General features: G+C 59.4%; 23 protein-coding genes. 15 read left to right on the top strand and 8 right to left on the bottom strand.

Features of this window, described 5'->3' with window-relative positions; translation table 11 throughout:
• Positions 1-26 precede the first annotated feature (26 nt).
• Positions 27-995, bottom strand: coding sequence for a flagellar protein MotY (locus B3N48_RS01345; protein ID WP_296178730.1), 969 nt, complete (start codon positions 993-995; stop codon positions 27-29).
• 147 nt (positions 996-1142) lie between these two features.
• Between B3N48_RS01345 and pyrC the strand changes: the two genes are divergently transcribed.
• The 4 genes from pyrC (at position 1143) to bfr (ending at position 3997) form a co-directional block, all read left to right on the top strand.
• Complete coding sequence (gene pyrC / locus B3N48_RS01340; RefSeq protein ID WP_296178729.1) at positions 1143-2189, top strand: dihydroorotase; 1047 nt, start codon at positions 1143-1145, stop codon at positions 2187-2189.
• Complete coding sequence (gene rnt, locus B3N48_RS01335) at positions 2186-2863, top strand: ribonuclease T (RefSeq protein WP_296178728.1); 678 nt, start codon at positions 2186-2188, stop codon at positions 2861-2863. Before pyrC ends, rnt begins: the two co-directional genes overlap by 4 nt.
• A gap of 237 nt (positions 2864-3100) precedes the next feature.
• Positions 3101-3319 (top strand): bacterioferritin-associated ferredoxin, encoded by a 219-nt coding sequence (locus B3N48_RS01330; protein ID WP_296178818.1) that lies wholly within the window; start codon positions 3101-3103, stop codon positions 3317-3319.
• A gap of 201 nt (positions 3320-3520) precedes the next feature.
• Entirely contained in the window at positions 3521-3997 is a 477-nt protein-coding gene (gene bfr / locus B3N48_RS01325; protein ID WP_296178727.1) for a bacterioferritin, read from the top strand.
• Positions 3998-4114: 117 nt separating this feature from the next.
• Here the strand turns inward: bfr and grxD are convergent, their stop codons facing one another.
• The 3 genes from grxD to B3N48_RS01310 form a co-directional block, all read right to left on the bottom strand.
• Positions 4115-4444: a Grx4 family monothiol glutaredoxin gene (gene grxD, locus B3N48_RS01320; RefSeq protein ID WP_296178726.1), complete on the bottom strand. Its 330-nt coding sequence runs from the start codon at positions 4442-4444 to the stop codon at positions 4115-4117.
• A 116-nt stretch (positions 4445-4560) separates the two neighbouring features.
• Positions 4561-6669: a molybdopterin oxidoreductase family protein gene (locus B3N48_RS01315; protein WP_296178725.1), complete on the bottom strand. Its 2109-nt coding sequence runs from the start codon at positions 6667-6669 to the stop codon at positions 4561-4563.
• 146 nt (positions 6670-6815) lie between these two features.
• Positions 6816-7118 carry a hypothetical protein gene (locus B3N48_RS01310; protein WP_296178724.1) on the bottom strand — a complete coding sequence of 101 codons (303 nt, stop codon included), beginning with the start codon at positions 7116-7118 and terminating at the stop codon, positions 6816-6818.
• Positions 7119-7569: 451 nt separating this feature from the next.
• On the opposite strand from B3N48_RS01310, the gene argF reads away from it, so the two are divergent.
• Positions 7570-8490 (top strand): ornithine carbamoyltransferase, encoded by a 921-nt coding sequence (gene argF / locus B3N48_RS01305; protein ID WP_296178723.1) that lies wholly within the window; start codon positions 7570-7572, stop codon positions 8488-8490.
• 8 nt (positions 8491-8498) lie between these two features.
• Positions 8499-9560: an ABC transporter ATP-binding protein gene (locus B3N48_RS01300; protein ID WP_296178722.1), complete on the top strand. Its 1062-nt coding sequence runs from the start codon at positions 8499-8501 to the stop codon at positions 9558-9560.
• 154 nt (positions 9561-9714) lie between these two features.
• Here B3N48_RS01300 and B3N48_RS01295 read toward each other — a convergent pair whose 3' ends face one another.
• Together B3N48_RS01295 and ybaK are read right to left on the bottom strand one after the other, a co-directional pair.
• Complete coding sequence (locus tag B3N48_RS01295; RefSeq protein WP_296178721.1) at positions 9715-10503, bottom strand: PhzF family phenazine biosynthesis protein; 789 nt, start codon at positions 10501-10503, stop codon at positions 9715-9717.
• Positions 10504-10599: 96 nt separating this feature from the next.
• The gene (gene ybaK, locus B3N48_RS01290; RefSeq protein WP_296178720.1) at positions 10600-11070 is read right to left on the bottom strand and encodes a Cys-tRNA(Pro) deacylase; all 471 of its coding nucleotides are present in this window, start codon (positions 11068-11070) and stop codon (positions 10600-10602) included.
• 283 nt (positions 11071-11353) lie between these two features.
• On the opposite strand from ybaK, the gene glpK reads away from it, so the two are divergent.
• The 9 genes from glpK (at position 11354) to B3N48_RS01245 (ending at position 22685) form a co-directional block, all read left to right on the top strand.
• Positions 11354-12859 carry a glycerol kinase GlpK gene (glpK, locus tag B3N48_RS01285; RefSeq protein WP_296178719.1) on the top strand — a complete coding sequence of 502 codons (1506 nt, stop codon included), beginning with the start codon at positions 11354-11356 and terminating at the stop codon, positions 12857-12859.
• 187 nt (positions 12860-13046) lie between these two features.
• On the top strand, positions 13047-13802 hold the full coding sequence (locus B3N48_RS01280) for a DeoR/GlpR family transcriptional regulator (RefSeq protein ID WP_296178718.1): 756 nt from the start codon (positions 13047-13049) through the stop codon (positions 13800-13802).
• Positions 13803-14097: 295 nt separating this feature from the next.
• The gene (gene glpD, locus B3N48_RS01275) at positions 14098-15636 is read left to right on the top strand and encodes a glycerol-3-phosphate dehydrogenase (protein ID WP_296178717.1); all 1539 of its coding nucleotides are present in this window, start codon (positions 14098-14100) and stop codon (positions 15634-15636) included.
• Between the two features lie 405 nt (positions 15637-16041).
• Positions 16042-16968, top strand: a complete 927-nt coding sequence (locus B3N48_RS01270) for a glutamate/aspartate ABC transporter substrate-binding protein (RefSeq protein WP_296178716.1) — start codon at positions 16042-16044, stop codon at positions 16966-16968.
• 115 nt (positions 16969-17083) lie between these two features.
• Positions 17084-17830, top strand: a complete 747-nt coding sequence (locus B3N48_RS01265) for an amino acid ABC transporter permease (RefSeq protein ID WP_296178715.1) — start codon at positions 17084-17086, stop codon at positions 17828-17830.
• Entirely contained in the window at positions 17827-18495 is a 669-nt protein-coding gene (locus B3N48_RS01260) for an amino acid ABC transporter permease (RefSeq protein WP_296178714.1), read from the top strand. The genes B3N48_RS01265 and B3N48_RS01260 overlap by 4 nt, the downstream gene beginning before the upstream one ends.
• The gene (locus tag B3N48_RS01255; RefSeq protein ID WP_296178713.1) at positions 18492-19226 is read left to right on the top strand and encodes an amino acid ABC transporter ATP-binding protein; all 735 of its coding nucleotides are present in this window, start codon (positions 18492-18494) and stop codon (positions 19224-19226) included. Before B3N48_RS01260 ends, B3N48_RS01255 begins: the two co-directional genes overlap by 4 nt.
• A gap of 104 nt (positions 19227-19330) precedes the next feature.
• On the top strand, positions 19331-21223 hold the full coding sequence (locus B3N48_RS01250; RefSeq protein ID WP_296178712.1) for a sensor histidine kinase: 1893 nt from the start codon (positions 19331-19333) through the stop codon (positions 21221-21223).
• 160 nt (positions 21224-21383) lie between these two features.
• On the top strand, positions 21384-22685 hold the full coding sequence (locus B3N48_RS01245; protein ID WP_414704182.1) for a sigma-54-dependent transcriptional regulator: 1302 nt from the start codon (positions 21384-21386) through the stop codon (positions 22683-22685).
• Positions 22686-23132: 447 nt separating this feature from the next.
• Here the strand turns inward: B3N48_RS01245 and B3N48_RS01240 are convergent, their stop codons facing one another.
• Both B3N48_RS01240 and B3N48_RS01235 read right to left on the bottom strand, forming a co-directional pair.
• Entirely contained in the window at positions 23133-24056 is a 924-nt protein-coding gene (locus tag B3N48_RS01240) for a PfkB family carbohydrate kinase (protein ID WP_296178710.1), read from the bottom strand.
• Entirely contained in the window at positions 24046-25515 is a 1470-nt protein-coding gene (locus B3N48_RS01235) for a purine-cytosine permease family protein (RefSeq protein WP_296178709.1), read from the bottom strand. Before B3N48_RS01235 ends, B3N48_RS01240 begins: the two co-directional genes overlap by 11 nt.
• Between the last annotated feature and the right edge of the window lie 100 nt (positions 25516-25615).

The following is a 25615-nucleotide window of genomic DNA, read 5'->3' as shown; positions in this document are numbered from 1 at the left end:
CGAACGCACGACTCGATACCAAGCGTTCAGGAGGTCTTCGCTGGCGCGGTACCCGACGCCGTCGACGGTGCAGGCACAGGCGAAGGGGCCGTGGCTGGAGCAGGCGACACGGCTGGCGCGGCAACAGGTGCCATGGCAGGTTCCGGCACACGATCCAGATGAATGTTCACGCGACGGTTGCGCGCGCGGTTGGCGTTGTTGGTGTTGGGCACCAGCGGATACTGCTCACCGTGAAAACGCAGCGTGATTTGCTCTTCCGGCACGCCCTGCGCCTTGAGGTAATCCATCACCGCCAGCGCACGGCGGCGAGACAGATCACGGTTGGTCAGGCGATTGCCGCTGTTATCCGAATGCCCGTCCAGCTCGACGCGATTGACCGTGGGATCTGCTTTCATATAGGCCAATACGGTGTCGAGGCGCCGCTTGGCCGTCGCGTCGAGATCGATACCGCCACCGGGGAAGCCAATCTCGGCTTGCCGGACCTGATCGAAGTTCATGGGTAGCAGTTTCGCGGTGCACAGCTGGAAGTCGCCATACGCGTGACTGAACTTGACCGGCAGCAGGCGAACTTCCATCGCCCCCCCGCCATCGCGCAAAACATGACGAATGACCGGACTGCGCCCTTCCATCAACCCTGCGATCAGCCGGCTGGCTTGGGCCTGGTTGGTATTGAATGGGATGTCGCCATTCCCGACCCTGACCGCGCCAAGGTTAAGATCCCCCCTGCCTGGCTGCCACGGCGCCGCCGCAGCGATCAGCATCGCAGACCCTGACGCGAGGGCGTAGCCGTTGGCCTTCAGTCGGAAAATCGCTTGCTCACCCGCGCGACGCACGAACTCGCCCGCACCGAAATCGGTGATGGGCTGGCTCAGGCGGCACTCGAACTGATCGCCCTCTACCTTCCACTCGATATTCTCCAGACGCGTCTGGAAAGTGAGAGCCATGGCCGGCAGGCTGGCAAACACGCTGAGCAGGGCTAGATATCGCTGGCGCACGGTAGGCTCCACAAAAAATTCACCGCGTAATAAATTCAACGCTTACACGTGTCTATCGGTTACTTGCTGCAAAACTTGATAGCGGGTGCCTGGAGGAGTCTTTTCCGGTAGCATTCCCAGCGAGTTTGCCCGCCTGGAATCCCCCCAATGTCCGACCGCCTGACCCTCCTGCGCCCCGACGACTGGCATATCCATCTTCGTGATGGCGCTGTTTTGCCCCACACCGTCGCCGACGTTGCGCGTACCTTTGGCCGCGCCATCATCATGCCGAACCTCGTGCCGCCGGTGCGCAACGCGGAGCAAGCCGATGGCTATCGCCAGCGCATCCTCGCAGCGCGCCCTCAAGGGAGCCGCTTCGAGCCGCTGATGGTGCTGTACCTCACTGACGTGACGCAGCCCGATGATATCCGCGCCGCCAAGGCCAGCGGCTTCGTGTACGCCGCCAAGCTGTACCCGGCAGGTGCCACGACCAATTCCGACTCTGGGGTGACCAGCGTCGACAAGATCTTTCCGGTCCTCGAAGCGATGGCCGAAGTCGGCATGCCGCTGTTGATCCACGGCGAAGTGACCCGTGGCGACATCGACGTGTTCGACCGCGAGAAGATTTTCATCGACGAGCACATGCGTCGAGTGGTCGAGCGATTCCCGACGCTGAAGGTGGTGTTCGAACACATCACCACCGGCGATGCCGTGCAGTTCGTCAACGAGGCGTCGGCCAACGTCGGTGCGACCATCACCGCGCACCACCTGCTCTACAACCGCAATCACATGCTGGTCGGCGGGATTCGTCCGCACTTCTATTGCCTGCCGATCCTCAAGCGCAACACCCATCAGGTCGCGCTGCTCGACGCCGCGACCAGTGGCAGCAGCAAGTTCTTCCTGGGGACCGACTCTGCGCCGCACGCGCAGCACGCCAAGGAAGCCGCCTGCGGTTGTGCCGGCTGCTACACCGCTTACGCTGCGATCGAGCTGTACGCCGAGGCGTTCGATCAACGCAACGCGCTGGACAAGCTCGAAGGGTTCGCCAGCCTTAATGGCCCGGCGTTCTACGGCTTGCCTGCCAACACCGATACCATCACCCTGGTTCGTGAAGAATGGACCGCCCCTGCCAGCCTGCCGTTTGGCGAGCTGTCCGTCATCCCGCTGCGCGCCGGTGAACAACTGCGCTGGCGCCTGCTGGAGGAACACGCGTGAGTGAAGACCATTACGACGACGATCAGGAAGGCTCTGGCGGCGGGACAGGCTCCAGGCATCCGATGGCAGCACGTTTTCGTGGCTATCTGCCGGTCGTCGTCGACGTAGAAACCGGGGGCTTCAACGCTGCCACCGACGCGTTGCTGGAGATCGCCGCGACCACCATTGGCATGGATGAAAAGGGGTTTGTGTTCCCGGAACACACCCACTTTTTCCGCGTCGAGCCGTTCGTGGGCGCCAATATCGAAGCGGCGGCGCTGGAATTCACCGGCATCAAACTCGATCACCCGCTGCGCATGGCGGTGAGTGAAGAAACCGCGCTGAATGACATCTTCCGTGGCGTACGCAAGGCGCTGAAAGCCAATGGCTGCAAGCGGGCGATTCTGGTTGGACACAACGCCAGCTTCGACCTGGGCTTTCTCAATGCGGCCGTTGCGCGACTGGACATGAAGCGCAACCCGTTTCATCCGTTTTCCAGCTTCGACACCGCGACACTGGCGGGCTTGGCTTATGGTCAGACCGTGCTGGCCAAGGCGTGTCAGTCGGCAGACATCGACTTCGACGGTCGCGAAGCCCACTCGGCCCGCTATGACACGGAAAAGACCGCTGAGCTGTTCTGTGGCATCGTCAATCGCTGGAAAGAAATGGGCGGCTGGCACGACTTCGACGATTGATATCGCCTTCTCTCGAACGTAAAGACCGGCCCCCGTGGCCGGTTTTTTTATGCTGGCTGAGCGCAATACCTGTAGAAGTGAGCTTGCTCGCGGCTACAGAAACAGCATCTGAGGCGCCTTGGAACTGACCACTCATCGATCTTCAGCCAAGGTTCAGGAAGTAGTTTTGACAAGCATTCTCATTAACATTAGTATCCGTCGCACATGAGCAAATCACTCAGCGACGGTCTTTTATTTATGTATGTTTGCCTCTGCCAAGGTGTTACCGACGGACAAATCCGCGAAGCAATCATGGAAGGATGCTGCAGCTACCGTGAAGTCCGCGAGACCTTGGGTGTCGCCAGCAAATGTGGGAAATGTGCCTGCTTGGCGAAGGAAGTGGTCCGTGAAACACTGACGGAATTACAAACCACACATGCCGCCCTCGCCTACCCCGCAGAATTTTCAGCTGCCTGATTTACCCTATTCAAAGGAACCGGACACTCTGTCCGGTTTTTTTATGTCTGTAATTCAAGCGCTTAGCGATAAGATGCGGAACACAAACATTCTTATTCCTATTTATTTTCACTTATTATTCAATAACTTAGGTTTGACACTGGCTTGTCCGAGGCCCAAACTTGCGGCTTATATACGAACATCTTCGACAGGACCTCGATCATGAAAGGCGACATTACCGTCATCCAGCATCTCAACAAGATCCTCGGAAACGAGCTGGTCGCGATCAACCAGTATTTCCTGCATGCGCGCATGTACGAAGATTGGGGCCTGAACAAGCTGGGCAAGCACGAATACCACGAATCCATCGACGAGATGAAACACGCTGACAAACTGATCAAGCGCATCCTGTTTCTTGAGGGTCTGCCCAATCTGCAAGACCTCGGCAAAATCCTGATCGGTGAACACACCAAGGAAATGCTGGAATGTGACCTGAAGATCGAGCGCAAAGGCCATGCCGACCTGAAAGCCGCGATTGCCCACTGCGAGACCGTTGGCGACTTCGGTAGCCGCGAACTCCTTGAAGACATCCTCGAATCCGAGGAAGAACACATCGACTGGCTGGAAACACAGCTGGGCCTGATCGACAAAGTCGGCATCGAAAATTACCTGCAATCGCAGATGGGCGAAGAAGACTGATACTGGCCTTCCCTGTCACGAGCCCCGCCCGGTGATGAGCCAGACGGGGCTTTTTAGTGGGCATAAAAAAGCCCCGTATCTCGCGTGAGACCGGGGCTCTTTACACCAACTGCCCAATCAGGCCGTTGCGTTCTTTTCAACCGCAGCTTTGACCAACTGCTGCAGCGAACCGTCAGCGGCCATCTCGACAATGATGTCACTGCCGCCAACCAACTCACCATCAACCCACAATTGCGGGAACGTCGGCCAGTTCGCGTATTTCGGCAGGTTGGCACGAATTTCCGGGTTCTGCAGGATATCGACGTACGCGAACTTCTCGCCACACGCCATCAATGCCTGGGACGCCTTGGCGGAAAAGCCGCACTGCGGGGCATTCGGAGCGCCTTTCATATAAAGCAGAACGGTGTTTTTGGCAATCTGGTCTTTGATCGTTTCGATGATATCCATGGAGCACCTCGGCTTAACTTTACGACTGTATGAGTCGACACGGTGGCGCATTCTAACCGATTCCCTAGCGTAACGCTCGGTCTTGGCCTTAATCGGCCCTATAAATATGATGAGCGTCATGCCGCCGCGACAGTCACCGGTACTCCGTTGAGCACAGCATTTCCCGACAGCGCATCGAGCTGCTGCTCGTCAGTCAGGTCGTTAGCACTTTGCCCCGGCTGTTCACGGGCAATGTCCATTTGCACGCCGGGCCGCCCATGCCCCCACCCGTGAGGCAGACTCACCACGCCGCGCATCATGTCCACGCTGCCCAGCACCTCGACCTCGATCATCCCCACCCGTGACCTCACCCGCACCCGCTGCCCATCGCTCAGGCCGCGATGGGCGAGGTCGTCCGGGTGCATCAGCAGCTGATGACGCGGCTTGCCTTTTACTAGCCGGTGATAATTGTGCATCCAGGAATTATTACTGCGCACATGGCGCCGCCCAATCAACAGGAGCTGGTCCGGAGACGGTGCGGGTACGGCAGCGAACCGCACCAGATCGGCCAGGATCACCTCCGGCGCAGCCTGAATGTGCTGATTGGCGGTTTTCAGGCGTGTGGCAAGGTTGGGTTTGAGTGCGCCCAGGTCCAACCCATGGGGGTAATCACGAAGCGTTTCCAACGACAGCTTCACATCCGAGGCGTCACCATAAGCGCCCGCTCGCAAACCGCGATCAATCATGTGTGCAGGGGAAACGGTCGGTTTCAATTCGCGCTCGGCCCGCGCTGCGAAGGCCTTTGCCAAACCGACGAAAATCTCCCAGTCGTGCAGCGCGCCCTCGGGTTTGGCGAGGATGGCGCGATTGAAGCGGGTAACGTTGCGCACGGCGAACAGGTTGAAGGTCGTGTCGTAGTGATCGTTTTCCAGCGCCGACGTCGAGGGCAGGATCAGATCGGCGTGCCGCGTGGTTTCATTGATGTAGAGATCGATGCTGACCATGAACTCCAACCCTTCGAGCGCCTGGTCCAACTGGCGGCCATTCGGCGTCGACAACACCGGGTTGCCAGCCACCGTCACCAATGCCTTCACCTGGCCGTCGCCTTCAGTGAGCATTTCCTCCGCCAACGCCGACACCGGGAGCTCGCCGCTGTATTCGGGCAAGTGCGAGACGCGACTCTGCCAGCGATTGAAACTGCCGCCCGATGTCGAGGCCACTAGATCGAGCGCAGGCTCGGTACAGAGCGCGCCGCCTACACGATCAAGGTTGCCGGTCACCAGGTTGATCAATTGCACGAGCCAGTGGCAAAGCGTGCCGAACGCTTGCGTCGAAACGCCCATGCGCCCGTAACACACCGCGCTTTCGGCACAGGCAAAGTCCCGCGCCAGTTGACGGATCTGCTCGGCAGGCACGCCGCAACGTTGGCTCATGGTGTCGGCATCCATGTGCGCGACGGCGGCACGTACGTCTTTGAGGCCATCGACCGGCAAATGACTGTCGCGGGTCAGGTCTTCGGCGAACAGCGTGTGCAGCAGTCCAAAGAGCAGCGCGGCGTCACCACCGGGGCGAATGAACACATGCTGGTCGGCGATGGCCGCTGTTTCGCTACGCCGGGGATCGACCACCACGACTTTGCCGCCCCGCGCCTGGATCGCCTTCAGCCGCTTCTCGACGTCGGGGACGGTCATGATGCTACCGTTGGAGGCCAGCGGGTTGCCGCCCAGAATCAGCATGAAATCGGTGTGATCAATGTCAGGGATCGGCAGCAACAGCCCATGGCCGTACATCAAGTAACTGGTGAGATGATGAGGCAACTGGTCCACCGAGGTCGCGGAGAATCGGTTGCGCGTCTTCAGCAGGCCGAGAAAATAATTGCTGTGGGTCATCAGCCCATAATTGTGGACGCTCGGGTTGCCCTGATAGACCGCGACGGCGTTCTGTCCATGACGCTGCTGAATGTCCAGTAGACGCTCGGCCACCAGGTCGAACGCGTCCTGCCAGGCGATGGGCTGCCATTCGCTGCCGATGCGGCGCATGGGCTGACGCAGGCGATCAGGATCGTTCTGAATATCTTGCAAGGCCACCGCCTTGGGGCAGATGTGACCTCGGCTGAACGTGTCTAGCGCGTCGCCTTTGATCGATGTGATGCGAACGCAGGCATCGTCTTCAAGGGTGGTTTCGATGGTCAGGCCGCAAATGGCCTCGCACAAATGACAGGCACGGTGATGGAGAGTCTTGGTCATTGCCAGTCTCAAGTTTTTGTAGGGCGACCGGGGTGATCGCGAAAACAAAACTATGGCGCCTGGCGCAACACTTCACCAGAAACGTCAGTGCCGTGAATCTGGCAGCATCAGGCGAGCCGATAGCTCACCTGAGCAAAGGATGGAGATCAGGAAGCCGAACCGCCGATGGGGGTGACCACTTTGCGCTTGAGCTGAATCTCATGAACGGTCTCGACCTGTTCCTGAGAAACCTGCACACCGGTCAGTTCGCCGATCAAACGCCAGTGGTCATCGAGCCCGGCACTGATGGTGGCCATCCGGTCGATCATGCGGCGTCCTGCCGAACGGGTTACTTCATCCTCACTGCGCATCAGCTCAAAAGACATTGAGGTCATGGAAGCCGTGAGGTGCGTGAGGGTGCGAGCTGTAAGCCCGAGCAGTTCCGTTAGTTGTTTCTCTTTTGATTCCATTCCCCACCCCTTTTGGAGGACATAAGCGGCCTTTATAACTCACGCCACGGGTTTAGGAAACGTCCGGGTTTCCATGGCGTGAAGCATGTCGCATAAGGTCCGCGCAGCATTTTGAAACTGTTGCAGAATCGGTAGTAATTGTCAGCGAGCAACCAGCCGGTGTAAAACCTTTGCCCGCTGCTGAAGACCTAGATGGCTAAATGCCTTAGCTGTCCACGCAACTGTAGCACTTCGTTACATGAAAAGCGCCGCGAGCGCGTTATTTTCGGGCGACCGGACATCTGACATTTATTTCGAACATGCCGGGCCTTGGCACGAGGCGACATTTTCTTATACCCTCGCGCCTTCCCTATTCGTCGCCCCGCGCGGCTTTTGCCGCAGGTCCCGCCCGTTTTCCCGATAAAACCCGGCTTTGAGGATCTGCGGTCTGTTGCAGACAAGGTAGTTAATGATGATCACCAGGCACTTTCTCTCGATGATGGATTACACCCCAGATGAACTGGGTGCCGTGATCCGTCGAGGCATTGAGCTGAAGGACTTGCGCAATCGAGGCGTGTTGTTCGAGCCGCTGAGAGGTCGAGTGCTGGCCATGATCTTCGAGAAATCTTCGACTCGCACCCGTGTTTCGTTCGAGGCGGGCATGATTCAACTGGGTGGCCAGGCCATCTTTCTTTCCCCCCGTGATACCCAACTGGGCCGTGGCGAGCCCATTGCCGACGGTGCGCGGGTGATGTCGCGCATGGTTGATGCGGTCATGATCCGCACCTTCGCCCACAGCAACCTCATCGAATTTTCCGCCAACTCTCGGGTGCCGGTGATCAATGGTCTGTCCGACGACCTGCACCCGTGCCAGCTGCTGGCCGACATGCAAACCTTCCTCGAACATCGCGGCGCGATCAAAGGCAAGACCGTGGCCTGGATCGGCGATGGCAACAACATGTGCAACAGCTATATAGAAGCCGCGATCCAGTTCGACTTCCAACTGCGCATCGCCTGCCCCGAAGGCTACGAGCCCAATCCCCGCTTTATGGCGTTGGCGGGTGACCGCGTGACCCTGACCCGTGACCCGCGCGAAGCCGTCAAGGGTGCGCACCTGATCAGCACAGACGTCTGGACCTCCATGGGCCAGGAAGAAGAAACCGCCAAGCGCATCGCCCTGTTCAAGCCGTTCCAGGTCACTCGCGAACTGCTCGACCTGGCCGCTGAAGACGTACTGTTCATGCACTGCCTGCCTGCCCACCGTGGTGAGGAAATCAGCGAAGACCTCCTCGACGACGTGCGTTCGGTGGCGTGGGATCAGGCTGAAAACCGTCTGCATGCGCAAAAGGCACTGCTCGAATTCCTGGTCGCGCCGGCCTATCAACCGGCATGAGTGATTCGATGCTGCTGCAACTGCGAGACCTCGCCTGCGGGTATCAAGGCCAATCCGTGGTGCAGAACCTGAATCTGCACCTCAATGCAGGGGACATCGGCTGCCTCTTGGGCTCGTCAGGTTGCGGCAAGACCACCACACTGCGGGCCATCGCCGGTTTCGAGCCGGTGCACGCAGGCGACATCGTCCTCGCCGGCGACGTTATCTCCCGACCTGGCTTCACCCTTGCCCCCGAGAAGCGCCGGATTGGCATGGTGTTTCAGGATTACGCACTGTTCCCGCATTTGACGGTGGCCGACAACATCGCCTTCGGCATCCGTCATCACCTGCGTCAGGCGCAGGTGGTTGAAGAGATGCTGGAACTGGTCAACCTCGCCGCGCTGGGCAAGCGGCATCCCCACGAATTGTCAGGTGGACAGCAGCAACGCGTCGCTCTGGCGCGGGCCTTAGCGCCCGAGCCGCAGTTGCTGCTGCTCGACGAACCCTTCTCCAACCTCGACGGCGAGCTGCGCCGACGCTTGAGCCACGAAGTGCGCGATATCCTCAAGGCCCGCGGCACCAGCGCGATTCTGGTGACCCACGATCAGGAAGAAGCCTTCGCGGTCAGTGATCAGGTAGGGGTGTTCAAAGAAGGACGTCTGGAACAATGGGATACGCCCTACAACCTCTATCGCCAACCGGCGACACCCTATGTCGCCAGTTTTGTCGGCCAGGGCTATTTCATTCGTGGGCAAGCGATTGACGCTGAATCGGTGCAGACCGAAATCGGCGTGCTGCGGGGGACCTGTGCCATCGACAGTAATGGCACCGTCGATGTGTTGCTCAGGCCCGACGACCTTGCCTACGCGTCAGACAGCCCAATCAAAGCCCGCGTGACAAGCAAGACGTTCAAGGGTGCGGCGACGTTGTACCGTTTGCAGTTGCCAAGCGGAACGCCATTGGAGGCGCTGTTCCCCAGCCACATCGATGCGCACGCTGGGGATGACGTCGGGATTCATGTGACGGCTGAGCGCCTTGTGCTGTTCCCGGCGGGCGGCGGTGTCCGAGTGCACCCGGGCATTGCGATGTGACAGGCATTTGCTCTGATAGATTGAATTGCAATCCCGTGGGAGTCAGCGTGCTCACGAAGAGGTCAGGACTGCCTCGCTTAGGTGGCGGATGTACTCCAGCCTGTCGTGAACACGCTCACTCCTCCTGAAATAGGTGAGCGCCAACAGAATCGCGCTACCCCAGCGTCAGCGTCCCGCTCGCCACCAGCGTTGCATACCCGCCGATCTTCACCCGATCCCCTTCCAAACGACAGAACAGCTCGCCCCCTCGGGCCGAACTTTGATAAGCCGTAAGGCTGAATTTATTCAGGCGTGCCGACCAATACGGGATGAGGCTGCAATGGGTCGATCCGGTCACCGGGTCTTCGGCAATGCCGATCGCAGGGGCGAAATAACGGGACACGAAGTCATAACGCTCGCCATCGCCTTTGGCGGTGACGATCACGCCCGGCCAAGGCAACCGCGCAATGGCCGCGAAATCAGGTTTGCACTCCCGCACGGCCTGTTCGGATTCGAGCACGACGAGCAATTCAGCCGAGCCCAGCACGTCCACCACTTCGGTATTCAACGCACGCTCGATGTCGACAGTCACCCCCACCTCGCTGGGCGGCATGGCAGGAAAATCCAGCAACAGCCGGCCGTTTTCCCGGGTCACGCTTAAAGCGCCTGACCTGCTGATGAACGCGATGCTGTCAGACGTTTCTCCGTATTTCTCATGCAGCACATAGGCGCAGGCCAGGGTCGCATGCCCGCACAGTGGAACTTCGTGAGTGGGTGTGAACCAGCGAATGTGCCAACCTTGCGCCTCACGCACGACGAAGGCAGTTTCCGACAAATTGTGTTCCGTCGCGATGCGTTGCATCAGCTCATCCGACAACCAGGCATCGAGGCGATAGACCATCGCAGGGTTGCCCGCGAACGGGCGGTCACTGAAAGCATCGACTTGATGAAATTCAAGCTGCATGGAAGGCATCCCCAATCCTTGTTATTCGAACGCCCTGCCCCCGCTTTATGTCAGCGGATTACAGCGGGGCACGGCATGTCTGACGATGCATCCGGATCATTCACGACCAATTTGAGCAAATGTCGCACTGGTATGTTGAGCAAGTACCGCCGCAGACAGTTCAACCTCAAGCCCTCGGCGACCAGCGCTGACAAAAATGGTCGCGAACGGCTGGGCGGATTCGTCGATGAACGTTCTCAGCCTCTTCTTTTGACCCAATGGGCTGATGCCCCCAAGCAAGTACCCCGTAGCGCGCTGTGCAGCGGCCGGGTCCGCCATTTCCGCTTTCTTGGCACCCGCCGCGTGGGCCAGCGCCTTGAGATCCAGCGAGCCCACCACCGGCACGACGGCAACCAGCAATTCGCCCTTTTCGGTGCTGGCCAGCAAGGTCTTGAACACTTGAGCGGGTTGCAGATTCAGCTTTTCGGCGGCTTCCAGGCCATAGGAGGCGGCCTTGGGATCGTGTTCGTAACTGTGAACACGGTGTTCGGCGCGAACTTTTTTCAGCAAATCCAATGCGGGGGTCATGCAGCACTCCAGGCGACCAGGGTGTTTCGTGTTGGCTGGCGTTACTTTAGGCCATCTGCCACCGAAACGCCTCAGTCACGAGGACCCCGCGAATTAAAATCGGGCAGCCAAGCAAAACGTCTCATTCGTTCACTTTCGACCTTTGACAAGGTTCGTTTCCGTCTATATTTTTTCGAATACGAATATTCAGCGTTCCACGGTGAGACCACCCCAGCACCTGGTGGGTTTTCGCACGTACACTGATGGCTGTCCCGAACACCCGCTTTATCACCAGGCAATCGACATGACCGACAACGACAACAAGAACTACATCATCGCCCTCGATCAAGGAACGACCAGCTCCCGCGCGATCATCTTCGACCGCGATGCCAACGTGGTCAGTACCGCCCAGAGCGAGTTTGTCCAGCATTACCCACAGCCGGGCTGGGTCGAGCATGACCCGATGGAGATCTTCGCCACCCAGACCGCCTGCATGACCAAAGTGCTGGCACAGGCCAATCTGCATCACAACCAGATCGCCGCCATCGGCATCACCAATCAGCGCGAAACCACGGTGGTCTGGGAGAAAGACAGCGGTCGGCCGATTTACAACGCGGTGGTCTGGCAATGCCGTCGCAGCACCGAGATCTGTCAGCAGCTCAAGCGTGACGGCCTTGAGGACTACATCCGCGACACCACAGGTCTGGTCATCGACCCGTACTTTTCCGGTAGCAAGTTGAAATGGATTCTCGATCACGTCGATGGCAGTCGCGAGCGCGCCCGGCGTGGCGAGTTGCTGTTTGGCACCGTCGATAGCTGGTTGATCTGGAAATTCACCGGCGGCAAGGTGCACGTCACCGATTACACCAACGCGTCGCGCACCATGATGTTCAACATCCACACGCTGGAGTGGGATCAGCGGATGCTGGACGTGCTCGACGTGCCGCGGGAAATGCTGCCGGAGGTGAAATCGTCATCTGAAGTCTACGGCCACAGCAAAAGCGGCATCGCCATCGCTGGCATCGCAGGCGACCAGCAATCGGCGCTGTTCGGCCAGATGTGCGTGGAGCCCGGTCAGGCAAAGAACACTTACGGCACCGGCTGTTTCCTGCTTATGAACACGGGCAAGAAAGCCGTGAAATCCAATCATGGCCTGCTCACCACCATCGGCTGCGGCCCCCGTGGCGAAGTGGCATATGCCCTGGAAGGTGCAGTCTTCAATGGCGGCTCGACGGTGCAGTGGCTGCGCGACGAATTGAAGATCGTCAACGATTCCATGGACACCGAATATTTCGCCACCAAGGTGAAAAACAGCAACGGCGTGTACTTGGTGCCGGCATTTACCGGGCTCGGCGCTCCGTACTGGGACCCGTACGCCCGTGGCGCGCTGTTTGGCCTGACCCGTGGCGTGAAGGTCGATCACATCATCCGTGCCGCGCTGGAGTCCATTGCTTACCAGACCCGCGACGTGCTCGATGCTATGCAACAAGATGCCGCCGAGCCGCTTAAAGCGCTGCGTGTCGACGGCGGCGCCGTGGCGAACAATTTCCTGATGCAATTCCAGGCCGATATTCTTGGCACTCACGTCGAACGCCCGAAAATGCGCGAAACTACGGCCTTGGGTGCGGCGTATCTGGCAGGCCTGGCCATCGGTTTCTGGAGTGGGCTGGACGAGTTGAAAGACAAGGCAGTGATCGAGCGCAAGTTCGAGCCTCAGTGCGATGAGACCGAGAAGGAAAAGCTGTATGCGGGGTGGCGCAAGGCCGTCGAGCGCACGCGGGATTGGGAGCCGCACGAAGAAACCGAATAAATCGACACCTCCTGTAGGAGTGAGCGCGCTCGCGATAGCGTCATGCCTGTGCAAGATCGTTTACTGACACCGCACTATCGCGAGGAACCTCACGCCTACAGGTTTCATCGGGTTCACGTTTCTTTTTCCGGCTGACAGGTAATGGCTGCCTGCGGCATCATGGGCGCCATTGCCCGAAGGAAGAAAAATGAATCTGCCACCCCGTCAACAGCAGATCCTCGAGCTGGTCCGTGAGCGCGGCTACGTCAGCATCGAAGAGATGGCCCAATTGTTCGTCGTGACCCCGCAAACCATCCGGCGCGACATCAACCAGCTGGCGGAAATGAATCTCCTGCGTCGCTATCACGGCGGCGCGGCGTACGACTCCAGCATCGAAAACACTGCGTATGCCATGCGTGCCGATCAGATGCGTGACGAGAAACAGCGCATCGCCGAAGCCATCGCCGCGCAGATCCCCGATCACGCGTCGCTGTTCATCAACATCGGTACGACCACTGAATCCATCGCACGCGCGCTGCTTAACCACAATCACCTGAAAATCATCACCAACAACCTGCACGTAGCGTCGATCCTCAGCGGCAAGGACGACTTCGAGGTACTGCTGGCTGGGGGCAATGTGCGTCGGGACGGCGGCGTGGTGGGCCAGGCGAGCGTGGACTTCATTACCCAGTTCAAGGTCGATTTCGCGCTGGTGGGCATCAGCGGTATTGACGAAGACGGCAGCCTGTTGGATTTCGATTACCAGGAAGTGCGCGTCTCCCAGGCCATCATTGCCAATGCGCGTCAGGTGATTCTGGCGGCGGACTCCAGCAAATTCGGTCGTAATGCGATGGTACGCCTGGGCCCAATCACGCTCATCGACTGCTTGGTCACCGACCAGCCTCCCGCGCCGGCCTTGGCGCAATTGCTGGCGCAGAACAAGATCCGGCTGGAAGTCGTCTGATTGGTATCAACTGTCGGAGCGCGCTTGCCCGCGATTGCGGTATGTCAGCGATAAACGATGTATCTGACGCGCCGCTCTCGCGGGCAAGCGCGCTCCTGCAGGTTTAACGCGACGTAACGCTCGTTTTTCACACCCATAATGTTCGCTTTTGTTCCTTTTCCACCCCTTCCATCAGTATTTTCAATCAATAGCGAGTGGTGGGCTCTGTCTTATTGCGTTACTATTTTCGAAAATGAACGTAAATGTTCGAATTCGCCAAAATCGAACGTGATCGAATTCTTGACAGGAGGCCCCGATGGCCCATTCCGCCTTGCCCACCCCGCCGCTCTCCGAGGTTTACGACATTGCCGTGATCGGCGGTGGCATCAATGGCGTCGGCATCGCAGCGGACGCATCGGGGCGTGGTCTTTCAGTGTTCCTTTGCGAAAAGGACGATCTGGCCAGCCATACCTCTTCCGCCAGTAGCAAGCTGATCCACGGCGGCCTGCGCTATCTGGAGCACTATGAATTCCGCCTGGTGCGTGAAGCGCTGGCAGAACGAGAAGTGCTGCTGGAAAAAGCACCACACATCGTCAAACCCATGCGTTTCGTACTGCCTCATCGGCCGCACCTGCGCGCTGCGTGGATGATCCGTGCGGGTCTTTTCCTGTATGACCACCTTGGCAAACGCGAAAAGCTGCCCGCCTCCAAAAGCCTGCGGTTTGGCGCCGAAAGCCCGTTGAACGCGAGCATCACCCAAGGCTTTGAATATTCCGATTGCTGGGTCGACGACGCCCGTTTGGTGGTCCTCAACGCCATAGCAGCGCGCGAGAAAGGTGCGCACATTCACACCCAGACCCGCTGCCTCAGCGCCCATCGAAGCCAAGGCGTGTGGCAGCTGAATATGGAGCGCGCCGATGGCGGTCAGTTCTCCATTCGCGCCCGGGCACTGGTGAACGCGGCAGGTCCGTGGGTCGCCAAGTTCATTCGCGAAGATTTGAAGCTTGAATCCCAATACGGCATTCGCCTCATTCAGGGCAGTCACTTGATCGTGCCGAAGCTGTATGAGGGCGAAAATGCCTTTATCTTGCAGAACGAAGACCAGCGCATCGTTTTCGCAATCCCGTATCTGGATCGCTTCACCATTATTGGCACGACCGACCGGGAGTACACCGGCGATCCATCCAAAGTCGCGATTACCGAGGGCGAAACCGATTACCTGCTGAAAATCGTCAACGAGCACTTCAAGAAGCAGCTGAGCCGCGACGACATTCTTCGCACCTATTCGGGCGTCCGCCCGTTGTGCAATGACGAATCCGACAACCCTTCAGCCATCACCCGCGATTACACCCTGTCGTTGTCCGGCGGCGCAGGTGAAGCGCCGATTCTGTCGGTGTTTGGCGGCAAGCTGACGACCTATCGCAAGCTGGCGGAATCGGCAATGCAGCAACTGGCGCCGTTCTTCACTCAGATGAAGCCGAGCTGGACCGCGAAATCAAGCCTGCCGGGTGGGGAAAACATGAGCACACCGGCGGCCCTGACAACTGAACTGCAACAGCGTTGCCCTTGGCTGCCGTCTGACATCGCCAAGCGCTGGTCGATTACGTACGGTTCGCGCAGCTGGCGGATCCTAGAGGGTGCGCAGGGGTTGGCAGATTTGGGTGAACACTTGGGTGGCAGCCTCTACAGCCGCGAAGTGGATTACCTGTGCGGTGAGGAATGGGCGAGCAAAGCCGATGACATCCTGTGGCGTCGGACCAAGCTCGGCCTGTTCACGACGCCGGAGGAGCAGCAGAACGTACAGGCTTATCTGGATAAAGTAGCGCGTAACAAGAGTGCTATCGAAGCTGCCTGAGGCATCTGGGTGCCGTGAAACCATTGTGAGAGTGAGCTTGCTCGCGAAGTGGCCATTGATGACACACACGTCCTGTGTCTGACAGACCGCTTTCCTGAGCAAGTTTATTCCCGCAGTTTTTGAATGATCTCCCCCGACCCGCATTCGGTTTTCCGAACACTCCTTCCCCGCCCATTCGGCATTCCGTACGCTCCAATGCCTCCATACCACTGAATAAAAAATAAATTCCCCTGATTTTCAGCAACTTAAATGCTGTCACGTGCCTGGCATGACTCATGCTCTACACTCACTCACGATTGCTCCGATGTAGCGTGCCGCCTGATTGGGCCGCCGTTGTAGCGTTCTGAAACCGATAGGGCCGACCCAACACGGACCCATAAGAAAAACAAAGTCGAGGACAAACAGATGCGTATCGTTCCCCACATCCTGGGCGTGGCCATTGCTGCCGCCGCTTTCATCAGCACCCCAGTATCGGCCGCCGAACTGACCGGCACTCTCAAGAAAATCAACGATTCCGGCACCATCACCCTCGGTCACCGCGACTCATCAATTCCGTTTTCGTACATCGCAGATGCGTCCGGCAAGCCTGTCGGTTACTCCCACGACATCCAGCTGGCCATCGTTGAAGCCATCAAGAAAGACCTGAACAAGCCAGACCTGAACGTCAAGTACAACCTGGTCACCTCCCAGACCCGCATCCCGTTGGTTCAGAACGGCACTGTCGACGTTGAGTGTGGTTCGACCACCAACAACGCCGAGCGCGCACAGCAAGTCGACTTCTCGGTCGGCATCTTCGAAGTCGGCACTCGCCTGCTGGCCAAGAAAGACTCCACCTATAAGGATTTCGACGACCTGAAAGGCAAGAACGTCGTGACCACCGCAGGCACCACGTCGGAACGCATTCTCAAGTCCATGAACGCTGACAAGCAGATGGGCATGAACGTGATCTCCGCCAAAGACCACGGCGAGTCCTTCCAGATGCTGGAGTCGGGTCGTGCCGTTGCCTTCATGATGGACGACGCACTGCTGGCAGGCGAAATGGCCAAGGCCAAGAAGCCGGATGACTGGGCGGTGACCGGTACTGCGCAGTCCTTCGAAATCTACGGCTGCATGGTTCGCAAAGACGACCCTGCCTTCAAGAAAGCTGTAGACGACGCAATCGTCGGCCTCTACAAATCCGGCGAGATCAACAAGATCTACGCCAAGTGGTTCACCCAGCCAGTCCCACCTAAAGGCCTGAACCTGAACTTCCCGATGAGCGACAAGCTCAAGGCCCTGATCGCCAATCCGAACGACAAGCCTGCACCTGCGGCGGAAGAAAAGAAGGCCTGAGCCCTCGCTCAACCTCATAAAGCCTGAAAAGCCTGATTCCCGGGAAAGCCCTGCTTTCTCGGGAGCCGCTACCCCGCGTATGCGTGCATAACGATCGATCAGAGGGGAGACCCTAATGAATTACAACTGGGACTGGAGCGTATTCTTCAAGTCCACTGGCGTGGGCGCCGAGACCTATCTGGACTGGTACATATCCGGTCTGGGCTGGACCATCGGCATCTCCATCGTCGCCTGGATCATCGCGTTAATCCTGGGCTCGGTGCTCGGGGTGATGCGTACGGTGCCCAATCGCATCGTGTCGACCATCGCCACGGTTTACGTGGAAATTTTTCGTAACGTGCCACTGCTGGTGCAGCTGTTCATCTGGTACTTCCTGGTGCCGGACCTGCTGCCCGAGAACCTGCAGGAGTGGTACAAGCAAGACCTGAATCCGACCACTTCGGCCTTTCTGAGTGTCGTCGTGTGCCTGGGGCTGTTCACCGCCGCACGGGTCTGCGAACAAGTGCGTACCGGTATCCAGGCGCTGCCCCGCGGCCAGGAATCCGCCGCCCGTGCCATGGGCTTCAAACTGCCGCAGATCTACTGGAACGTGCTGCTGCCGCAAGCCTACCGAATCATCATTCCGCCGCTTACCTCCGAATTCCTCAACGTGTTCAAGAACTCGTCGGTGGCCTCGCTGATCGGCCTGATGGAATTGCTGGCCCAGACCAAACAGACCGCCGAATTCTCCGCGAACCTGTTCGAAGCCTTTACCCTTGCCACGCTGATCTACTTCACGCTGAACATGAGCCTGATGCTGCTCATGCGTCTGGTCGAGAAAAAAGTCGCGGTGCCGGGCCTGATTTCCGTAGGAGGTAAATGATGGACTTCTCTGGAATCATCCCGGCCATTCCGGGCATGTGGAACGGCATGGTCATGACCTTGCAATTGATGGTCATGGGCGTGGTCGGCGGCATCATCATCGGCACCCTACTGGCCCTCATGCGCCTGTCATCGAACAAGCTGCTGTCGCGCATCGCCGGTGCCTACGTCAACTATTTCCGCTCGATCCCGCTGCTGCTGGTCATCACCTGGTTCTACCTGGCGGTGCCGTTCGTGCTGCGCTGGATCACCGGTCAAGACACCCCGGTCGGAGCATTCACCTCCTGCGTCGTGGCCTTCATGATGTTCGAGGCGGCGTACTTCTGCGAAATCGTCCGGGCCGGGGTGCAGTCGATTTCCCGTGGCCAGATGGGTGCCGCGCAAGCGCTGGGCATGACCTACGGCCAGATGATGCGCCTGATCATCCTGCCGCAAGCCTTCCGCAAGATGACCCCGCTGTTGCTGCAACAGAGCATCATCCTGTTCCAGGACACCTCGCTGGTGTACACGGTCGGTCTGGTGGACTTCCTCAACTCGGCCCGTTCCAGTGGCGACATCATTGGCCGCTCCAATGAGTTCCTGATCGTTGCGGGTCTGGTGTACTTCACGATCAGCTTCGCGGCCTCGCGTCTGGTCAAGCTCATGCAAAAAAGGTTAGCCGTATGATTTCCATCAAAAATATCAACAAGTGGTATGGGGACTTTCAGGTGCTGACCGATTGCAGCACTGAGGTCAAAAAAGGCGAAGTGATCGTGGTGTGCGGGCCGTCGGGCTCGGGCAAATCGACCCTGATCAAATGCGTGAACGCGCTGGAGCCCTTCCAGAAAGGCGACATCGTGGTCGACGGTACGTCGATCGCCGACCCCAAAACCAACCTGCCGAAACTGCGCTCCCGCGTGGGCATGGTGTTCCAGCATTTCGAGCTGTTTCCGCACCTGACCATCACCGAAAACCTGACCATCGCGCAGATCAAGGTGCTGGGCCGCAGCAAGGAAGAAGCCACCAAAAAGGGCCTGGCCCTGCTGGAGCGCGTCGGCCTGTCGGCGCACGCCCACAAGCATCCGGGCCAGTTGTCCGGCGGCCAGCAACAGCGCGTGGCGATTGCCCGCGCGTTGGCGATGGACCCGGTGGTCATGCTGTTCGACGAACCGACCTCGGCCCTCGACCCTGAAATGGTCAACGAAGTGCTCGATGTGATGGTGCAGCTCGCCCACGAAGGCATGACCATGATGTGCGTGACCCACGAAATGGGCTTCGCCCGCAAGGTCGCCGACCGCGTGATCTTCATGGACAAAGGCCAGATCATCGAAGACTGCGTCAAGGAAGAGTTCTTCGGCGACGTCAGCGCCCGGTCCGAGCGCGCTCAGCACTTCCTGAACAAAATCCTGCAGCACTAACCCGATCTGCCTCACGAGGGCAACGCCCCAAAAGGGCAAAAAACCACTGGCTGTTCGTGTCGACATCCATGACACGGGCGGCTGGTCGGTCCAGGACGACTGTGATGAAATGCGATCCACCTCTTAGCGCGCCACCATCACTTGCCGTGAAACCCCGCCTGATACGTCATCTGTTTCTGCCGCCGCTGGTCATTCTGCTGATGATCGCGCTCGGCTACGTCACTTATCTGTCCAGCGAAAAGAACGCCATCAAGGCCCTGGCTGAAAACGGCGAACGGCAGCTCGAACTGCACGCTCGAACAGTCGAAAGTGAAATCAACAAATACAACTACCTGCCCAGCGTGCTGGAACTCGAATCCAACGTCTCGGACCTGCTTAACAACCCTACGCCGGACTTGCGCTCCAAGGTCAATGATTACCTCGAAGGTCTCAATCGCCGCAGCCGCAGTCGCGCGATCTACGTCCTCGACACCACCGGCCGCGTGCTGGCCACCAGCAACTGGCGCGATGCCGACAGCTACCTGGGCGAAGACCTGTCGTTCCGTGCCTATTATCAGGACGCCATTCGCGGGTTGCCGGGCCGCTTTTATGGCATCGGCAGCACCACGGGGGAACCGGGGTATTACCTGGCCCACGGCCTGGAAGAGAAAGGCAAAATCATTGGCGTAGCCGTCATCAAAGTGCGCCTCGAAGCCCTCGAAGAACGCTGGCAGCGGGCCCGTCTTGAAGCCTTCGTCAGCGACGAGAACGGCATCATCATTCTGTCGAGCGACCCGGCAAGACGTCTCAAATCGGTTCGCCCACTGACGCCGGAAATCAAGGAGCGCCTGGCCCGCAGCCTGCAATATTACTGGTGGCCGCTGAACGAGCTGGTACCGCTGGAGCGCGAGTCGGTTGCCGAAGGGGTCGAGAAGCTGACTTTCCCGGCCAACGTCAGCGTCGACCACGAACACACTGTCGTCAGCTACCTTGCCCAGACCCGCGACCTCGCCGACACCCCCTGGCACCTGACGCTGCTGACCCCGCTGGAGGACCTGCGTCGGGAAGCCGCGAACCAGGGCATGCTGGTGGCGGTGGCCTGCGCGCTGGCGATGTTTCTGCTGATCGCCTGGAACGAGCGGCGCAAGGTGATTTCAACCCGGCTGGCTGCCCGTGAGGCGCTCGAGGAAGCCAACAACGAACTCGAGCGTCGGATTACCGAACGTACCGTCGATCTGCGCGCCAGCAACGAACGCCTCAAAGGGCAGATTCGCGAACGACGGCAGGCCGAAGAAACCTTGCGTCAGGCCCAGGACGAATTGGTGCAGGCTGGCAAACTCGCGGCCATCGGGCAGATGTCCACCAGCATCGCTCACGAACTCAATCAGCCGCTCGCCGCATTGCGCACGCTCTCCGGCAACACCGTGCGTTTCCTCGAACGGGGTGCGCTGGACACGGCCAGCGCCAACTTGCGCACGATCAACGATCTGGTCGACCGTATGGGCCGCATCACTGCCAGCCTGCGCGCCTTCGCCCGCCGCGGGGAAGACAAAGGCCAGGCCTCGCTGAGCAAGGCGGTGGATGCGGCTTTGCAGGTGCTGGGTGCGCGTCTGGAAAACAGCGCGCTGGAACTGCATCAGGCGTTCGACGATGTCGAGCTCGCCATCGACCAGACGCGGCTGGAACAGATTCTGGTCAACCTCATTGGCAACGCCCTCGACGCCATGCAGGCGCAACCGCTGCCGGTGCTGTGGCTGCAAGGCGACGTGTGTGAAGGCCGCTATCGCCTGCGCGTGCGCGACAACGGCCATGGCATCGACGCCGAAGCGCGCAAGCACCTGTTCGAACCCTTTTTCACCACTAAACCGGGCGAGCAGGGTTTGGGGCTGGGCCTGACCCTCTCCGCCAGCCTCGCCGCTGCCGCGGGTGGCAGTCTGAACGCCGAAGACCCGGCCGAAGGCGGCACGATGTTCGTGTTGGTGTTGCCGTTGGTGGACGGTGGCGGGGTAATCCCATGAACCGGCAACTGCACCGGATTCCTGTAGGAGTGAGCTTGCTCGCGATCGCGGCAGGCTGGACACACCGAGGTTGCCCGAAAGGACGCAATCGCGAGCAAGCTCACTCCTACACTAAAGACTGCGACAGGGGATGTAATTGAACACTGAACTGACCGTCCTCATCGTTGAAGATGACCCTCACGTCCTGCTTGGCTGCCAACAGGCGCTGGCGCTGGAAGACATTCTCAGCGAAGGCGTGGGCAGCGCAGAAGAGGCCTTGGCGCGCGTGGGCGACAACTTTGCCGGCATCATCATCAGCGACATTCGCCTGCCGGGCATCGATGGCCTGGAACTGCTCAAGCGTCTGAAAGAACGTGATCGCAGTTTGCCGGTCGTGTTGATCACCGGCCACGGCGACGTGTCGATGGCGGTCGGGGCCATGCGCGACGGCGCTTACGACTTCATGGAAAAGCCCTTCTCCCCTGAGCGTCTGGTGGACGTCGCACGCCGCGCGCTTGAACAACGCGGCCTGGCGCGAGAGGTCTGGTCGTTGCGTCGGCAACTGGCCGAACGCGACTCGCTGGAAGGCAAAATCATCGGCCGCTCGCCTGCCATGCAAAACCTGCGCGCGCTGATCGCCAACGTCGCCGACACCTCAGCCAACGTACTGATCGAAGGCGAAACCGGCACGGGGAAGGAACTGGTCGCCCGCTGTCTGCACGACTTCAGCCGTCGGCATTCCAATCAATTCGTGGCGTTGAACTGCGGTGGGTTACCCGAGAACCTGTTCGAAAGCGAAATCTTCGGCCACGAAGCCAACGCATTCACCGGCGCGGGCAAGCGGCGCATCGGCAAGATCGAACACGCTCACAACGGCACATTGTTTCTCGATGAAGTCGAAAGCATGCCGATCAACCTGCAAATCAAGCTGCTGCGGGTCTTGCAGGAGCGCACGCTGGAGCGGCTGGGCTCTAACCAGAGCGTGGCGGTGGATTGCCGGGTCATCGCGGCCACCAAGTCCGACCTCAACGAACTGAGTAAAACCAACCAGTTTCGCAGCGACCTGTATTACCGCCTCAACGTCGTCACGCTGGAGTTGCCGCCGTTGCGTGAGCGTCGGGAAGACATCCTGCAGCTGTTCGAACACTTCCTGCAGCTCTCATCCCTGCGCTTCGACCGCGAGCCGCCGCAACTGGACCCGCAGACCGTTTCATCCCTGATGAGCCACGACTGGCCCGGCAACGTGCGTGAGTTGCGCAACGTGGCGGAGCGTTACGCCCTTGGCTTACCGGCGTTCAAGAAAACCGGCGTCGCGGCCCTGAGTCAAAGTCTGGGGTTTTCAGAGGCTGTAGAAGCCTTTGAAAAGAACCTCCTGAGCGAAGCGTTGCAGCGCAGTGGCGGCAATTTGAGCCAGGCGAGCCAGGAACTGGGCATGGCCAAGACCACGCTGTTCGACAAGGTGAAAAAATACGGGCTGGGGTGAAGGCATGCTCTGAATATTCGCGACCGCTCAACTCGGTAAGCGACGCGCAGAAACCAGAATCTCGACAGTCTGATACCGCATGAGAATCACCCTGTTTGCGGACTTTGAGTAGTTCACTCTCCACAACAAGCCAGCCTTCTAACAAGAGCGCTCCGCACCTGAGCCCTGTTACAACAACAAAGGCGAATGCCCTCTGAACCTAAGCCGTGTAGACGTGGATGCCGTGGTGTTGTGTGAAACCCCTGATACGAAACAAAAAGGCATGTATCTCATCAGTTGTGAATGCGACTGCAGCTCGCACGATAATTCGGGATGACTGGTTAGCTTTAACAGCCCCCCAAGTCTCCCGACCGTCCAACGTGTCACGCTGGGGAAGCGCTACACCCTTGATCACTCCTTTCGTCTGCGACTCAAACGATTCCTAACGAACGCCACATGCCGGGGCCATCACTTTTGCCCCACCCACTCATCTACCTCCCTTTCCCCCGGCGCGGTCGCCGGTCCCCATCGTGTCACGGCAATCGCCGCGGCTGCGTTGGCTCGCAATGCCGCGTCGTGCGTGGACAGACCTGCCGCCAGCCCCGCCAGCAACACCCCGGCATGGGCGTCGCCTGCGCCGTTGGTGTCGATGGCCGTGACCGGAAATCCCTGCACGTGTCGAGTCTCACCATGCTGCCGGATCCAGCACCCTTGCGGGCCGTCCCGTACGACGATCAACGCATCGTCGTGCAGCCATTGCCCCAGTTTTTCCAGTGCATCGACAATCGTGTCGCAGCCGGTAAAGCGCAGCGCTTCTTCGCCATTGCTGGTCCACAGCGTGATCAACGGCATGACCGTCCGCATCTCGGCACCCTCTGACGAATTCACCAGCGGCCCCGGGTCGAACACCACGTTTGTGCCTGTCGGCAGTTCGTCCAGCCACGCCAGCAACGTCGAGACCTTGCCCGCATGAAGCAGGCTGTAGCCGCTGACGAATACGTAATCGTCAGGCTTCACGACCACGCGACCCAAATCCTCGGCAGACAACCCGCCCTCGGCGCCCACGTAGGAGATGAACGAGCGCTCAGCGGAAGGCTCGATGAGTGCCACCGAGAGGCCAGTGTCCTGCGCCTCTGAAACGTCGGTCGCGACTTCGATGCCTTCCGTCGTCAATGCCTGCCGCGCCAGATCACCGAAACGCCCGTTACCGTGGCGCCCCAAATAGACCGTCGCCAGACCGTTGCGTCGTGCGGCGGCCATGACGTTGAAGCCGCCGCCCACCTCGAACTGCGCCGAGCGCGCGAGAACGTCGCCCCCCGAGCGGGGCAAGGCGTCGAGCCCCATGACCAGGTCAACCACGACCTGGCCGGTGTACAGCAATCTAGCGGGCATGAGCAGCCTCTTCATTGACGATGCGGCGGTCGCGGGCGCCGCCGAGGATGGCGTACAGACCGCCTGCGACGATGAACGTCACGATCCAGCCCAGCCCGTTATGGCCGAACCAGGAGTCGGACAGGAAGCCTTTGAACAATACGTTTTCCGGGGTCGTGGCAACCGTGGTAAAGCTGAACCCCAGCACGATGGCCAGCGCCCATGCGCTCACTGCGCGCCATTCCACGCCGCCGCTGTACCAATAGGCACTGCGGGAGGAAACGTCCATGAGGTCTTTGGCTGAGTAGACGTGACGGTGAATCAGGTCAACGACGAAAATCCCGACCCATGCGGTGATCGGCACCGCCAGCATCGAAATGAAGGTGATGAACGGGCCGTAGAAGCTGTCGGCGATCAACATGAAATAGATCGACCCACAGAAGATCGCCACGATATCGACGATCACCGCGTGCACGCGCTTGATCTTCAAGCCGAGGGTCAGCGTGGTCAGGCCTGCCGAATACACCGACAGGTTGTTCGACAAAAGCAACCCACCGAATGCGGTAATCAGATAGGGCACGGCCATCCAGGTCGGCAGCAGCTCGCGAATCGCAATGATCGGGTCAGTGGCCGAGGCCAGGTGATCATTGCCCACCGACAGCAGGCCGCCGAGGGTAATCAGCAGCACCAGCGGAATACCGGCACCGAACGCCGCCGACGCGACGAGACGTGTCGCCTTGACGCTGCGATGCTGATAACGCGACATGTCGGCCCCCGCGTTGGCCCAGCCGATGCCGGTGCCGGCCGCCATGGTCCCGACGCCGATGATCATCGCGCTGAGCGGCGCGGGGGTGGCGGCGAACACCGCGTTCCAGTCGATGTGGGCAATCAGGAACCCGCCGACTACGACGTTGAGCGCGCCGAAAATGTAGGTCGCCCACTTCTGGATCACCAGCAGCGTCGCATGGCCCAGGCCCGAAACGGTCAGGGTCATGAGCACGAAGATCGCGATGAAAAGCAGCGTCAGGCCTGGGGAGTTTTTCGCCTCGACAGCCGTGCCGAACAGGATCGAGCACAACGATAGCAGGACGAACGCCGCCGTGGTGGTGTTGACGGTTTCCCATCCCAGGCGAGACATCAGCGAAACGATCGTAGGACCGATGTTTCCGCGCACGCCGAAAATGGCGCGGGACAAGGTCAGACTTGGCGCCCGTCCACGCCGCCCCGCAATGGAGATCACCCCGACGACCGCAAAGGAGCCCGCCGCGCCCAGTATCGCCACGATGATGGCCTGGCCGATGGACAGCCCGCGAAAGGCCACCAGCGTCGCGCCCAGCGGCAAACCGAGAATGCTGATATTGGCCGCGAACCAGACCCAGAACAGTTGCAGCGGATGGCCGTTGCACTCGTTTTCCGGAACCGGCTCGATGCCGCGTGTTTCAAGCTGACCTGCGCCTTGAGCGGCGTTGGATGACGTCATGGGAATGCTCCTGTTGCCATCTGTTCTGGTTGTGGGCAGTACGCAACGCAAATGACGTCCGTGTCGGGTGGGATAGGAGTGCCTTTCGAAAAGCGCAGCC

The organism is Pseudomonas sp. UBA1879 (assembly GCF_002338065.1).
In the GTDB taxonomy this organism is placed as follows: domain Bacteria; phylum Pseudomonadota; class Gammaproteobacteria; order Pseudomonadales; family Pseudomonadaceae; genus Aquipseudomonas.
The sequence above is the reverse complement of the archived record's forward strand: the minus strand, read 5'-3'. Positions and strand labels throughout refer to the sequence as shown.

Bases quoted from the DNA above. Each gene is read 5' to 3' on its own strand.
- B3N48_RS01280 (WP_296178718.1), top strand. From the start codon at position 13,047: ATGAATCTGCCACCCCGTCAACAGCAGATCCTCGAGCTGGTCCGTGAG.
- pyrC (WP_296178729.1), top strand. From the start codon at position 1,143: ATGTCCGACCGCCTGACCCTCCTGCGCCCCGACGACTGGCATATCCAT.
- glpD (WP_296178717.1), top strand. From the start codon at position 14,098: ATGGCCCATTCCGCCTTGCCCACCCCGCCGCTCTCCGAGGTTTACGAC.
- B3N48_RS01260 (WP_296178714.1), top strand. From the start codon at position 17,827: ATGATGGACTTCTCTGGAATCATCCCGGCCATTCCGGGCATGTGGAAC.
- B3N48_RS01250 (WP_296178712.1), top strand. From the start codon at position 19,331: ATGAAATGCGATCCACCTCTTAGCGCGCCACCATCACTTGCCGTGAAA.
- B3N48_RS01270 (WP_296178716.1), top strand. From the start codon at position 16,042: ATGCGTATCGTTCCCCACATCCTGGGCGTGGCCATTGCTGCCGCCGCT.
- B3N48_RS01235 (WP_296178709.1), bottom strand. From the start codon at position 25,515: ATGACGTCATCCAACGCCGCTCAAGGCGCAGGTCAGCTTGAAACACGC.
- ybaK (WP_296178720.1), bottom strand. From the start codon at position 11,070: ATGACCCCCGCATTGGATTTGCTGAAAAAAGTTCGCGCCGAACACCGT.
- B3N48_RS01310 (WP_296178724.1), bottom strand. From the start codon at position 7,118: ATGGAATCAAAAGAGAAACAACTAACGGAACTGCTCGGGCTTACAGCT.
- B3N48_RS01255 (WP_296178713.1), top strand. From the start codon at position 18,492: ATGATTTCCATCAAAAATATCAACAAGTGGTATGGGGACTTTCAGGTG.
- B3N48_RS01300 (WP_296178722.1), top strand. From the start codon at position 8,499: ATGCTGCTGCAACTGCGAGACCTCGCCTGCGGGTATCAAGGCCAATCC.
- B3N48_RS01240 (WP_296178710.1), bottom strand. From the start codon at position 24,056: ATGCCCGCTAGATTGCTGTACACCGGCCAGGTCGTGGTTGACCTGGTC.
- B3N48_RS01330 (WP_296178818.1), top strand. From the start codon at position 3,101: ATGTATGTTTGCCTCTGCCAAGGTGTTACCGACGGACAAATCCGCGAA.
- argF (WP_296178723.1), top strand. From the start codon at position 7,570: ATGATCACCAGGCACTTTCTCTCGATGATGGATTACACCCCAGATGAA.
- B3N48_RS01315 (WP_296178725.1), bottom strand. From the start codon at position 6,669: ATGACCAAGACTCTCCATCACCGTGCCTGTCATTTGTGCGAGGCCATT.
- grxD (WP_296178726.1), bottom strand. From the start codon at position 4,444: ATGGATATCATCGAAACGATCAAAGACCAGATTGCCAAAAACACCGTT.
- glpK (WP_296178719.1), top strand. From the start codon at position 11,354: ATGACCGACAACGACAACAAGAACTACATCATCGCCCTCGATCAAGGA.
- bfr (WP_296178727.1), top strand. From the start codon at position 3,521: ATGAAAGGCGACATTACCGTCATCCAGCATCTCAACAAGATCCTCGGA.
- B3N48_RS01295 (WP_296178721.1), bottom strand. From the start codon at position 10,503: ATGCAGCTTGAATTTCATCAAGTCGATGCTTTCAGTGACCGCCCGTTC.
- B3N48_RS01265 (WP_296178715.1), top strand. From the start codon at position 17,084: ATGAATTACAACTGGGACTGGAGCGTATTCTTCAAGTCCACTGGCGTG.